Origin of the sequence: Actinobaculum sp. 352 (assembly GCF_003957265.1) — a bacterium.
Lineage (GTDB): Bacteria > Actinomycetota > Actinomycetes > Actinomycetales > Actinomycetaceae > Asp313.
On the sequence record NZ_RQSN01000001.1, the window covers coordinates 365,385 to 378,313 of the forward strand.

The 12,929-nt window shown below is 62.3% G+C and carries 11 protein-coding genes; 7 read left to right on the top strand and 4 right to left on the bottom strand.

Annotation, left to right across the window (positions count from 1 at the left end):
- Positions 1-75 precede the first annotated feature (75 nt).
- From EKN07_RS12760 to EKN07_RS01565, 3 genes are read left to right on the top strand one after another with little or no spacing between them, the layout of a single operon-like run.
- Positions 76-651 (top strand): hypothetical protein, encoded by a 576-nt coding sequence (locus EKN07_RS12760; protein ID WP_108715505.1) that lies wholly within the window; start codon positions 76-78, stop codon positions 649-651.
- The gene (locus EKN07_RS01560) at positions 648-1,415 is read left to right on the top strand and encodes an HAD-IIB family hydrolase (RefSeq protein ID WP_108715506.1); all 768 of its coding nucleotides are present in this window, start codon (positions 648-650) and stop codon (positions 1,413-1,415) included. The genes EKN07_RS12760 and EKN07_RS01560 overlap by 4 nt, the downstream gene beginning before the upstream one ends.
- A gap of 24 nt (positions 1,416-1,439) precedes the next feature.
- Positions 1,440-2,147, top strand: a complete 708-nt coding sequence (locus EKN07_RS01565) for a vitamin K epoxide reductase family protein (protein ID WP_126145492.1) — start codon at positions 1,440-1,442, stop codon at positions 2,145-2,147.
- Between the two features lie 154 nt (positions 2,148-2,301).
- Here EKN07_RS01565 and EKN07_RS01570 read toward each other — a convergent pair whose 3' ends face one another.
- Genes EKN07_RS01570 through EKN07_RS01580 form a run of 3 tightly spaced genes read right to left on the bottom strand, consistent with a single transcriptional unit; the run spans position 2,302 to position 5,422 of the window.
- Positions 2,302-3,249 carry an ABC transporter ATP-binding protein gene (locus EKN07_RS01570; RefSeq protein ID WP_126145493.1) on the bottom strand — a complete coding sequence of 316 codons (948 nt, stop codon included), beginning with the start codon at positions 3,247-3,249 and terminating at the stop codon, positions 2,302-2,304.
- Positions 3,246-4,376: an iron chelate uptake ABC transporter family permease subunit gene (locus tag EKN07_RS01575; protein WP_241228097.1), complete on the bottom strand. Its 1,131-nt coding sequence runs from the start codon at positions 4,374-4,376 to the stop codon at positions 3,246-3,248. Before EKN07_RS01575 ends, EKN07_RS01570 begins: the two co-directional genes overlap by 4 nt.
- On the bottom strand, positions 4,373-5,422 hold the full coding sequence (locus EKN07_RS01580) for an iron chelate uptake ABC transporter family permease subunit (RefSeq protein WP_206435647.1): 1,050 nt from the start codon (positions 5,420-5,422) through the stop codon (positions 4,373-4,375). Before EKN07_RS01580 ends, EKN07_RS01575 begins: the two co-directional genes overlap by 4 nt.
- A 192-nt stretch (positions 5,423-5,614) precedes the next feature.
- On the opposite strand from EKN07_RS01580, the gene EKN07_RS01585 reads away from it, so the two are divergent.
- Positions 5,615-6,637: an iron-siderophore ABC transporter substrate-binding protein gene (locus EKN07_RS01585; protein WP_240611439.1), complete on the top strand. Its 1,023-nt coding sequence runs from the start codon at positions 5,615-5,617 to the stop codon at positions 6,635-6,637.
- A gap of 151 nt (positions 6,638-6,788) precedes the next feature.
- Positions 6,789-7,775, top strand: a complete 987-nt coding sequence (locus EKN07_RS01590) for a siderophore-interacting protein (protein WP_164505465.1) — start codon at positions 6,789-6,791, stop codon at positions 7,773-7,775.
- Between the two features lie 87 nt (positions 7,776-7,862).
- Here EKN07_RS01590 and EKN07_RS01595 read toward each other — a convergent pair whose 3' ends face one another.
- Positions 7,863-8,303 (bottom strand): HIT family protein, encoded by a 441-nt coding sequence (locus tag EKN07_RS01595; protein WP_126145494.1) that lies wholly within the window; start codon positions 8,301-8,303, stop codon positions 7,863-7,865.
- 200 nt (positions 8,304-8,503) lie between these two features.
- On the opposite strand from EKN07_RS01595, the gene EKN07_RS01600 reads away from it, so the two are divergent.
- On the top strand, positions 8,504-11,437 hold the full coding sequence (locus EKN07_RS01600; RefSeq protein WP_126145495.1) for a class I tRNA ligase family protein: 2,934 nt from the start codon (positions 8,504-8,506) through the stop codon (positions 11,435-11,437).
- 379 nt (positions 11,438-11,816) lie between these two features.
- On the top strand, positions 11,817-12,905 hold the full coding sequence (locus EKN07_RS01605) for a helix-hairpin-helix domain-containing protein (protein ID WP_126145496.1): 1,089 nt from the start codon (positions 11,817-11,819) through the stop codon (positions 12,903-12,905).
- The last annotated feature ends 24 nt before the right edge of the window (positions 12,906-12,929 follow it).

The window sequence follows — 12,929 nt, forward strand, 5'->3', positions numbered from 1 at the left end:
GCAATTCGCGCGGGAATGCCGTGAGAATAAGGCGGACACAGGAATACGCGCTCGCGTATCCGGAAAGGAAAAGTAATGTCTCAGCCGTCCACCCCGGAAAATCAGCAGAATAACCCCCAGGCATACACCGACCAGCAGTATGCACAGGGGTACCAGAACCAGGCGTGGGCCCCGTCCGCTTACTCCGCTCCGGCGGCCGGCCAGCCGGGCGCCGATCCGAACATTTACGGTCAGCCGCAGCCCGGCTACGACCAGGGGTATGCCTACGGCCAGCCTGCTTATGGCGTTGCCGCTCCGCAGCCGACTCGTAGCACTGGTGGCTTCGCTGGCCTGTTCTCCACGAACTTCAAGGTGCGAGTCTCCAGCTCGATTGCCGGGATTGTGCAGCTATTCGCCTTGATTGCTGGCGGCATCGTCGTCGTAAAAGAACTGTTCACCTTCATTCGGGTTGCAACCAACGACGGCGCAGTGTATGGAGGGGCGAGCGCTCTCGCCATTTTGGAGGAGCTGTTCCAGTTCGCCTACGTCTTGGGAGTGGTTGTGGTCGCGCTCGGACTCGTCCGCGCCATTCTGGAAATCGCCGTGAAGGCGGACCAGGACGCCACCAAGGTTGAAGCTGAAGCCGCGCAGGCATCACAACCGCAGGCATGAGCCAACTGTACTCGCTGGTCGCTTTCGACCTAGACGATACACTTGCTCCCTCAAAGTCGCCGCTACCCGATCGGATGGCGGCGGCTTTGCGTGGACTGCTTGATGTGACGCAGGTCTGCGTCATCTCCGGTGGTCAGTTCGGACAATTCGAATCGCAGGTGCTCGCACATCTGGACGCCGGCGAACAGCAGCTCGGCGCACTGCATCTCATGCCCACGTGCGGCACCCGCTACCTTGTGCACCGCGATGGACGGTGGCAGACGGTATATGCCCGTGATCTGAGCAACGAGGAACGCGCAGAGGCTCGGGCCGCCGTTGAGGAAGAGGCCCGGCGGCTTGGACTATGGGAAGAACACACCTGGGGTCCTATTTTGGAAGACCGTGGTTCGCAGATCACCTTCTCCGCTCTCGGCCAGCAGGCGCCTCTGGAAGCGAAGAAGGCATGGGATCCCGATGGCGGCAAAAAGGAGCGGCTGCGCGCCGCCGTCGCCGAACGTCTGCCCGGTCTGGAGGTACGTTCCGGTGGGTCTACCTCAGTGGACATCACCAGGCGGGGCGTCGATAAGGCATACGGGATCGCCGAACTTTCACGGCATACCGGTATTCCCATCGAAGATATGCTGTTCGTTGGAGACAGGCTCGACGAAGGCGGCAATGACTTCCCCGTGATCCGCCTGGGGATTCCCACCCACGCGGTCACGGACTGGGAAGATACCGCGGCATTTGTGGAAGGCTATGTAGCTGCAGCGCACACTACCGTGTGATAACTGCGGAACTTGGAGGCTGTTGTGTCTAGTGGCGACGAACGCACGGGCGACGGCGTGCTTGCGCAGATGAGCGACGCTGAAGTGGAGGGTTACCTGACCGGGCTGCAGCGGCGGAAGCAGGCGTTGCCCACCGCGGAGCAGGAGGATGGCGGGGCAACGCGCGGATTCGCGCTTCTCATGCTTACCGCTGGAATATTCGGCATGTACGCCTCGGTTTTGCTTATCCGCACCGAGAAGCAGCATCTGCTGGACCCGGCGTCGCAACTGGCCTGCGATATCAACCCGTTGATCGGCTGCGGTAGCTTCCTGGACTCGCCGCAAAACCAACTCTTCTTCGGGATTTCCAACGCGGTATACGGGCTAGCCTTCTTCGCCGGTATTGTCGCTCTGGCACTCGTTCTGCTGTCGGGCGGGCGCCTCGGCAGGTGGCTTTGGCAGGCTCTTTGCCTAGCGATGGTTCTCGCTGCCGCGTGGCTCGTATGGTTTCAGTACCAGTCCTTCGTGGTAGAGAGAGCGCTCTGCCCATATTGCCTGCTTACCTGGTTCGCTACCATTCCGTTGATCGTGCACACATGGGCCAGGTCCGTGCAGGCGGGTCATGTACCCGCTCCCGATGCACTCCGCCGTTTCTTGGTCCACGGCCGGTGGTACATCACCATCGGCGTTTACCTAGTGATCGTCTTGATCGCGGTTGTACGCTTCTGGGACCAGTGGGCGATGGTGTTCTAAACGTCGTTCGGCGGAGGCGTGACCCTGCCCCGATGGGCTCAGTGGTCTTCCAAGTTCTGTGCAAACCGGGTTATCTGTGTTATTCCCATGTCCCCGGCGGTCGCGTCCAAAAGGTCCATCGCACGCGCGACTTGGTGCGTACAGTCTTGACCGGTCACCGCCTCGGCACCACCAGCGGTCCGCCGGTGACCGGGTCTTCGATAACAACACAACTGAGGCCGAAGACGGCCTCAATACGCTCCGGCGTCATAACCGCGTGCGGGTCTCCCTCGGCAACCACGACTCCTTCCTTCATCACGATCAGATGCGACGCATACCGAGCGGCCTGATTCAGGTCATGCAGTACGGCAACGAGGGTCGTTCCTTCTCTATTCAGGCGAGTGAACAGCTCCAGCAGTTCCACTTGGTGGCCGATGTCCAGATACGTCGTCGGTTCGTCAAGAAGGAGCAAGGGGGTCTCTTGCGCCAAGGCCATGGCAGCCCACACGCGCTGGCGCTGGCCACCGGAGAGTTCGCCCACGGCGCGCTCGGCGAGTTCCTCCACGTTCGTTGCTCGCATGGCACGCTGCACCGCCGCGGCGTCGTCGCGCGTACTCTGGCGAAACACACCCTGGTGTGGGTAGCGACCGCGCGCCACAAGGTCCGCGACGGTGATCCCTTCGGGTGCTATGGCGCTCTGCGGTAGAAGCCCGATGTGCCGCGCCAGCGCCTTGGGCTTGAGCCCGGCGATTGATCGTCCATCGAGGTACACCGCGCCTTGGTCAGGCCGCAGCAGTCGAACAAGACCGCGCAGCAGCGTTGACTTGCCGCAACCATTGGGCCCGATGATCACGGTGAAGGAGCCATCGGGAATCTCCACCTTGAGATCGCGGGCGACGATGCGGCCGTCGTACCCCAGGCTCAGCTGCTCCGTGCGCAGGCGCCCGGTAGGAGTGGTTTCCGATGTGCGCAGTGTCGCGTGAGGGGAAAGTGGTGCAGTGGGAGGCGCCGCAGCGGCAGGCGAGGGAACGGAGGAATTCGAACGCGACGCTGCCGCATTAGCGGAGCGTGGTGTGGGTGGCCGTCCATTGAGATGATCGCCATGGTCCGGAGAGATCGTCATGCGCGCGACTCCATTATCAAAAGAACGAAAAGGTACATTCCGCCGAAGATCACGGTGATCATGCCGGCAGGAAGTGGATTACCACCGATGTGCTGAGCGATGACATCGGCCCCCAGCAACAATAGTGAGCCGAGTAGGGCCGAGTGAAGCAGGGGAATGCCCGGAAGCCCGGCTAATCGTTTGGCGATCTGCGGCGCGGCAAGGGCCACGAAGGCGATAGGGCCGGCGGCAGCGGTGACCAATGCTGCGAGCAGCACGCCCAGGCCCAGGATGGCGAGGCGTGCCCGCTCCACACGCAGCCCGTGGGCAGCGGCGGCGTCGTCGCCCAATTCCAACTGCCGCAGCGGGCGCCGCGCCGCCGCAATAAGCGGTGCGGTCAAGGCGACAGTCAGCACAGCTGGGACCACGTCACCCCAGGTCGTGAGGCTCAGTGTGCCCGTTCCCCAAATGGCCGCTCCCATGGCGACTTCGTCCCGTGCACGCAAGATCAGCCAGGAATTCACCCCAGAGAGTGCTGCGGTGACTCCGATTCCTACGATGACGAGCCGGAATCCCTGCACTCCGCGCCGATAGGCGAGTAGATAGACGACGATGGCGGTTACGAAGCCGCCGAGCAAAGCCCCGGCCGTCGTCGAGGCGAGAACCGATGCTCCCAGATTTGAGGCCGCTAAGGTGGAACCGGGCAACACCAGGCGCACGGCAAGCACACCGGTATACGCTCCCGTTGAAAAGCCGATGATATCCGGCGAACCAAGCGGATTGCGGGTCAGGGTTTGGAAGAGGGCGCCCGAAATGCCCAAGCAGGCACCGAAGACGATGGCGGCAACGATACGCGGCAGGCGCCACTGCAGGACAACCGTTGAATCGAAACCCGCCCGGCCGGTCAGCGCCCGCAGAACCTCTCCGACGGATAGCGGGTAGTCACCCAGGCAGAGCGCGATGACCGCGACCGCCACCAGCAGCACAGCAACGGCGACGACGCACAGGCGTGATCGTAACGCCACGCGTGGGCGCCGCGAGTACGCCGCCTTAGCATGTGCGGCGGGGTGCGGTGGGCGATGCATCGAACTCGCCGACGTTGCGGGCTGGGAATCGGAAGCGTCAATCCGCGGGTACCTCACCGTCATAGTGCCAGCGCCTTTCTGCGTCGCACCAAGGCCACGAGCACCGGGCCGCCGAGGAAGGAGAGGACGATTCCCACTGGCATTTCTCCGGGGGAGACAGCGATTCGGGCGGCAATATCGGCAAAAATGGTGATAATCGGTCCCCATATCAGACAACATGCTATGATCCACCGTTGATCCTGCCCGGTGAGCCACCGGGCTACATGAGGCACCATGAGGCCGACAAATGAAATGGGGCCGACGAGTGCGGTGGCGCCGCCGGCGAGGAAGGTAATCGCCGCCACCGCCAGAAGGCGGGTACGCCACACGGAGGTGCCCAAGGCTGATGCCATTTCTTCGCCCAGTGCCAGGGCATTAAGTGACTTTCCGAGTACGAGAGCGATAACTGCGCCGGTGAGCATGATAAGTACAACCGGCAGGCAGGAGGTGAGGTTCCGATCAACGAATGTGCCGACTTCCCACACCTTGATGGTGTTGAAGGTGCGCGGGCTAGCGATGCGCAGCCCGGAGACGATTCCGGACAGAATGGCTCCGAGTGCTACTCCGGCAAGGAGTAGGCGAACCGGATCGACACTGCCGCGCGCCGCTCCACCCACCAATGCCACAGCCAGTGTGGCAGCCAAAGCACCGGCGAGGGCGAACCATACATATAGCGACGGCCGAGTGATTCCCAGCAGGCCTACTGCCAGTGCCACAGCGAATGAAGAACCGGAGGTCACCCCGAGGATGCCGGGATCGGCCAGCGGGTTGCGGGTGAGAGTCTGGATGAGCGCTCCCGCGACGGCAAGGGCGCCGCCAACGAGAATTGTCAGAGCGGTTCGCGGCACGCGCAGTTCCAATATTGCATGGGCGTCGGCGCGGGGCACTTCATCACCGAAAAGAGCCGCGATTACGGTGGCAGGTGGTACAGGCCTGCTGCCGATCACCAAGGAGGCCAGTGCGGCGACGGCGAGAATTGCAAGGCCACCGACAAGTGCGAAGACGCGGCGGTTACGCAGCGTCGCCGCATTGCTGGTAGAGAATGGTGATCGATGCATCTGCAGTCCCATCGTCTCCTTTCCACATGCGACACTAGTATTGCGGCTGCGATTAGGGTAGCCTAACTGGATGGGATGGTGTTGGAAATGGACGACATCGTTCGCCCTCGGCACCAACCGCTAGCCGCGACACACGTTCGCCGGGCCGTGGCGGCACAGGCGAACTGACAGCATATTGACGCATAACCGAAGGGAACCACAAACGTGAAGAGACCAAGAATTCGTCGTGTTATGGCCGTGGCCGCCGCTGTTGCGTTGGCTCTGGTCGGCTGCGGTAACGATGACGCACAGGACACGACGTCGTCGAACTCGGCAGCGAATACGGACGTGAGTGTGCAGTCCGACGCATTTCCGGCAACAATCGAAACGAAGTTCGGTGAGGTCACCGTTGAAGAGATGCCCGAGCGTGTGGTTGCGCTCGGCTGGGGTGATGCGGAAGTTGCACTCGCCTTCGATGTGCAACCGGTGGGTGCTGCCGATTGGCTTGCATTCGGCGGAGACGGCGTCGGCCCGTGGGCCGAGGGCCTCTACAACGAGTCCCCGCAGATCCTCGGTACACTCGAACTCTCCTACGAGGAAGTTGCCGCCCTCGAACCGGATCTCATTTTGGACGTGCGCAGTTCGGGCGACGAGGAGCGCTACGAGAGATTGTCCTCCATTGCCCCGACGATCGGTGTCAGCAAGGACGGCGACAATTACCTGACCTCTTCCGCGGATCAGGTCCGCATGATCGGGGCGGCCCTCGGCCAGCCGGAGAAGGCGGAGGAGTTGCTTGAGGAAGTTGACGAGGCCTTCGCGGCGGCGCGCAGTGAGTACCCGCACTGGGATGGCAAAACCGTTACGGTTGCCACACGCACGTCGGAGGGATGGGGCGCCTACCTCGACGACGCACGTGTGCATTTCATGGAGAACCTCGGATTCGCACAGAACCCGCAGATCGACGCCCTGGCATCGACGTCGGAGAACGGCTGGTCGGTTTCCGTCTCCAGTGAACAACTCGACCTCTTCGATGCCGACCTCATTGTCGCCTTCCCGATCTATATCGACAGTTCGGAGATTACCGGAGATGCGGGTTGGCAGGCGATTCCTGCGGTGGAGGACGGCCGTGTACTTGTTATTGAGGATGAGCTCTCCAGCGCCTATTCGCTGGGCACCCCAGCGGCGACCCTCTACGCGATTGAACAGATGGCGCCATTGATCGACCAGGCGACGGAAGGCAACGACTGATAGTCGGTGGCCGCTCCGCCACTTGCGGAAGCACGGACAGTGCAAGTGCTGAAGGTAAGGAGAACCACAAGTGCCGAAAGTACGGAGAATCAAGCGCGTAGAGCTTAGAGCATTCGGATAGCAGATCGCCGGCATGCAGGAAGGAGGCGGAATGCGCCAAGAACTATCATCCACACGGCCTATAAGGCCGACGCGTGCTTCGGTGCAGCTGCTGCGCGTAGCGGACAGCAGGCGTATTTCGCCCACCTTCCAGCGGCTCTCTTTCGCTCCGCACGAGGAGAGCTTCAATGAAGAGTTCGACTTCTTGGGTTTTGACCAGTGGTTTCGATTCTTCTTCTGGCCGCCGCTGCAAGAGAGAATGGAGCGCCGCGCGCAGACCGTCGGGCCGGTGGCGGGCAAACGCGGATCGGTTCGCGCGGACAGTCCTGCCATTCCCGCCTATAGCGCGAATGCCCGGGCAGGCAGAGGCAGTACCGCCTACGGGCCGCGTCGGCCCGGTCTGCCGCCTTTACCCTGGGGAGCCGCAGATGGGTGGTATCAGCGCTACCGCGCTCTGCCGGCGAAGAATCGGCCGACGGTGCGCAATTACACCATTCGTGATGCTCGCCGTATATCCGGCACCTGGTATATCGATGTGGACTTCGCGATCCACCGCGCCCCTGACGGTCAGATTGAAGGGCGAGCTGCACGATGGGCGCGCCGAGCACAACGCGGTGAACTGGTGGGATTCCTCGACCAGGGCCGCATCTTTCGTTTCGATGGCGCCAAGGGACCGCTTCTTTTGGTCTCCGATGAGACGGGCCTACCCGGAATTGAGGGGATAGCGCGTTCGCTGCACGCGGGCGGTCACGTACCCGAAACCACGGCGATTATCGAGGTGCCAACCAGTGAAGATCGACGTGACATTTGGCTCGACGACGTGCTGTGGACAACGCGTCCTCGTGGGCAGGAAGTGGGCCAGAGCCTTCTCGCCCTACTAGACCATATGCCCCTGAGCGGGTTCGAAGGAGCGTACATCGTCGGGGAAGCGTCCTTTGCACTGGCCGTGCGCAACCGTTGCCTAGACGCGGGAATGCCGCGCGAGAATATTGACTTTTGCGGCTACTGGCGCAAGGCCCAGTCGGCTGACTTCGAATAGAGAATCTGCTTGAATGGAGGATCAGCCCAGCCGGAGCAAGACGCACGACCCAGATACCGGAGCAAACACGCACAACCGGAATGAGCGTCAGGTCAGCGAGTGAATACTGGCAGGCACGAACTCGTCCCAGCCGGTCGCCCGTAGCCCTTCGCGCACACGCTCCACCCCTGCATCCAGTTCCTCGCCGGATAAACCGCGGCGGGCGCGAGCGAATTGGATATCGGCTTCCGACAGGGCCGGGATCACATGTAGGTGCACGTGGGGCACTTCCAGCCCGGCAATAATGACCATGGCGCGGGTTCCGGGAAACGCCTGTTCTTGGGCGCGGCCAATCCGCTGGGCGACAAGGGCCAAATGGGCGAATGTCTCATCCGGCAACTCCGTGAAGCGCGATACCTCCTGCCGGGGAACGACGAGCATATGCCCATCGGCAATCGGCTCGTGAGTGCCGAACACTGCACATACCTCATCGGCGTAAGCAAAACGGCCCGGGATATTTCCGGCGATGATTTCCGTAAACACACTCATACGTTGATCCTAGACCGTGGGTGCACGTGCGCAACACGGGTTGTCCAGGCTGATGGCGTTGTGGCACGGTGGGTTCGTTAACGGATCCGAACGGCTATGGGCGGCTCATCCGGCAACAGTATGAGCAATCTAGCTGGAACGCAGGCAGGGTGGCGGGCCGCGGTGCGCTAGTCTTTTCTAGTACCGATTGAAGGAGAGTAATGAGCGTACAGGCCGATAGTGCTGAGAACACCCCATTTCGCTATACCGCACGGCTGGCCAATGATATCGAAGAGCGCTGGCAGGAGCGGTGGGATACCGAGGGCACCTTCTACGCGGCGAATCCCGTCGGAGAGCTGTCCAACGGTGAGGTCCCGGCGGAGAAATTCTTCATTCTCGACATGTTCCCGTACCCTTCGGGCCGTGGACTACACGTCGGTCACCCCTTGGGTTACATCGCCACCGACACCGTCGCGCGCTACCAGCGTATGAAGGGCAAGAACGTTCTCTACACGATGGGCTACGACGCCTTTGGTCTTCCGGCGGAGCAGTACGCGGTGCAGACGGGGCAACATCCACGCATCACCACCGAGCAGAACGTGGCAAACATGCGTCGACAGCTGCATCGAATCGGCCTGTCACATGACACACGCCGTTCTTTCGCCACCATCGACGAAGATTATGTGCGCTGGACACAGTGGATTTTCCTGCAGATATTCAACTCCTGGTTCGATCCGCAGGCCGAGTGCCGCGACGGACGTGGAAAGGGAGCCGCTCGTCCCATTTCCGAGTTATGGGAGAAGCTGGCATCCGGCGACGTCGCCGTGCCGGATGGGCGCGACTGGTCCACGTTGACGAAGGCCGAACAGCTAAAAGTGCTCGATTCCTTCCGGCTCGCTTACGTATCCGAGGCGCCCGTCAATTGGTGCCCCGGCTTGGGTACGGTGCTGGCGAATGAGGAGGTCACTGCCGAAGGCCGATCAGAGCGTGGCAACTTCCCCGTCTTCAAGCGGAACCTGCGGCAGTGGATGATGCGCATCACCGCTTACGCCGACCGTTTGGTGGAGGATCTTGACACCATCGACTGGCCGGAAAAAGTGCGTCTCATGCAGCGTAACTGGATCGGTCGCTCCGATGGTGCGACCGTGCGTTTCGAGGTTCCGGGTGCCGATCCCACGGAGTTGGATGTTTACACCACACGTCCAGACACACTCTTCGGCGCAACTTTCATGGTGGTGGCACCGGAGCATCCTATTCTCGGTGGTTCGATGCCGGGCGCGTCTGACGACGCGGCGAAGCTCGCCGTGCCGAACAGTTGGCCGGAGGGCACCCGCCAGGCGTGGACTGCGGGGTCCGCAAGTCCGGTTGAAGCCGTGGCCGCATATCGCGCCCAGGCCGCTTCCAAATCCGAAGTGGAGCGGGCCGACGAGGGCCGGTCGAAGACGGGAGTCTTCTCCGGGCTGTTCGGTATCAATCCGGTTAATGGAAAGCCGATTCCGATCTTCGTGGCGGACTACGTGCTGATGGGATACGGTACCGGCGCAATCATGGCGGTACCGGCGCACGATCAACGCGATTGGGACTTCGCGCATGCCTACGACCTTGACATCATCCGCACCATCGGCCCGGCCGACGATCCGTACGGTCCGGACCTGGATGAAGGCGCCTACGTGGACGACGGCGTCGCCGTTGATTCCGCCAATGAAGACATCAGCCTGAACGGGCTGGACAAGGATGCCGCGAAGGCCACAATGACGGCGTGGTTGGAGTCGATCGGGAAAGGCTCCGCCACGGTTACCTACCGCCTGCGTGACTGGCTGTTCTCCCGCCAGCGGTACTGGGGTGAGCCGTTCCCGGTGGTGTGGGACGATGAGGGGAACGTGCACGCGCTCCCGGAATCCGCGCTGCCGGTCGAGCTGCCGGAAGTCACCGACTATTCGCCGCGTACCTACGACGCCGACGATGCCGACTCCATGCCGGAGCCGCCGTTGGGACGTGCTCACGAATGGACGGAGATTGAGCTGGACCTCGGCGACGGCGTGAAGACCTATCACCGCGATACGAATACGATGCCGCAGTGGGCGGGATCGTGCTGGTACGAGTTGCGCTATCTCGATCCGGACAACGACGAGGCCTTCTGCGCCCCGGAGAACGAGAAGTACTGGATGGGACCGCGACGGGAGGCGGGTAACACCTCTGGCGGGGCGGATCTCTATGTTGGTGGTGTGGAGCATGCCGTGCTGCATCTGCTCTACGCGCGTTTCTGGCACAAGGTACTATTCGACCTCGGTTATGTCAGTTCATCCGAGCCCTTCCACAAGCTGTTTAACCAGGGTTATGTGCAGGCGTATGCCTATACCGACTCGCGTGGCCAGTATGTTCCGGCGGATGAAGTCGAGGAGACCCTTGGCGACGACGGCGAGCCGCGCTTCACCTGGCAGGGGCAGCCGGTCAACCGCGAATACGGCAAGATGGGCAAGTCCCTGAAGAACGTTGTTACGCCGGATGCGATGTGTGAGGAATATGGAGCGGACACATTCCGCCTGTATGAAATGTCGATGGGACCACTCGATATGTCGCGACCGTGGGAAACGCGCGCCGTCGTCGGCTCCCAGCGCTTCCTGCAGCGGCTGTGGCGTAACGTAATCGACGAGGAGACCGGAGAGGTCATTGTCGGTGAGGAGGCGCCCTCGGCCGAGACGGCCCGTCTGCTGGCGCGTACCATCGCCGATGTGACCGCTGAGTACGACGGTATGCGCATCAACACGGCGATTGCGAAGATGATTGTGCTGAACAATCATCTGACGGGGCTCGCTACGGTACCGCGGGTGGCAGCGGAGGCCCTGGTGCTGATGCTGGCACCGGTGGCGCCTCATATCGCTGAGGAATTGTGGGCTCGGTTGGGCCACGGAGAATCCTTGGCGCGTGAGCCATTCCCGGTGGTGACGGACGAGTCGTTGCTGGTTGACGATACGGTCACCTGCGTCGTTCAGGTCAAGGGTAAGGTCCGTGATCGCCTCGAGGTTCCGGCGGACATCGCCGAGGATGAGCTTGAGAAACTCGCGCTCGCCTCCGAAAAGGTGCAGAAGTACCTCGACGGCGCACCGCGCAAGGTGATTATCCGCGCGCCGAAGCTGGTCAATATCGTCCCGTAACGGGAGTGCCCGTCGCTCTTGCAGGAGATCTCGCCGGTGTACAGGGTGAACCTGGGCGGGCCGGGTGTGACCGGACCGCCTGGGGATCATCCCGGTGTTCGGGGCGAGTCGCATCCCGCCGCGAGAAGAGCGGCCGCCCCGATGCGGCGGTGGGCTTGCTTTCGGTGGCACCGGTGACATGCCGACCACGCGGACTGCCGCCCAGTGCGTCTTGCTCTCGACGCCATGGGTCAAATGCCGACCGCGTAGTCTGCTCGAAGTGTGGCGGTGGGCCTCCCACGAGGGCCCTGATATCTCCACAGGCTGCGTTGTGTCGTTCTGATCCACAGGAGTGTGCGCGGGCCTCGCCCAGTAGAAGGCGGGACGGCAAGATCGACGTATGCGACAGCCACCTCCTCGATCAATTGTTCCCCCTCGGCTCCCACGCCGAGGGTATTCCGCCGACGGCGAGGTACGGTACTCCGCCGATGCGAGCGGTGCGTCTTCTCGCGCACGGGATCCGTCCTCGCGCGGCGATGAGCACCCGCATCCGGGGGACTTCAGCACATCTGAGGTGCCGGATACGGATGCAGCTAGGCAGTGGAATGCGGTGTCGGAGCACGGCGAGGAATGGTTGGAGCCATCTGAACCGGGCCTGCCGAGGCGGCGAGGGCGGCACAGCGCTGCCAGCGCGCCAAGGCAGAATGCTCGCCCAGTCTCCGGCCCAGACCGCGGCGCACAGCGCAGCCTGGCCAGCCTAGCACTTGCATCCGGGACGGGTGAGGGCATTGCCGCACTGGCCGAGGGCCGCAGCAGGCCGCGCTGGAGGCTTGAAGGGGCGGCGTTACGCGCCCTGGTGGTCGCCCTGCTACTCGCTCTTCTCTGCACTGTGGCATGGTTGTCATCCCAGCAGCCTTCTACCTCCGCAACTGGTACCGGAGCATTACCGCAGGTGAGCACATCGGCAGGGGGTGGGCCATCGCCTGCGATGGTCGCACCTCCTGCGTCCACGCCGCAGTCCTCTGGCAACTTCACAACTGGTTCCGACCAGTCCGTTGTGCATATCTCGGGTGCCGTGACAAGCCCCGGGGTCTACACGGTGCCGACCAATTCGCGCGTAAACGACGTCGTCCAAATGGCCGGCGGGATGACACAGGATGCGGACCAAGCGGCCATCAACCTGGCGGCGCCGATCAGGGACGGGGACCACGTACATATTGCCGCCGTCGGAGAGACGCCTGTTCCGGCTGCGGGTGGTTCCGGAGAACAGATACAGTCCGGGCAGGCGGGTGGGTCCGGTCTGGTCAATATCAACACGGCCACTACGTCTGAGTTGCAGGAATTGCCGGGGATTGGCCCGGTGCTGGCCGATGCGATTGTGGCATGGAGGGAAGAAAACGGCGGTTTCTCGGCCCCGGAGGAACTCATGGAGGTTTCGGGAATCGGCCAAGCCACCTTTGAGAAGTTACGTGATCACGTGGTGGTGTGAAGGAAATGGTCGAGAAGGTGGCGC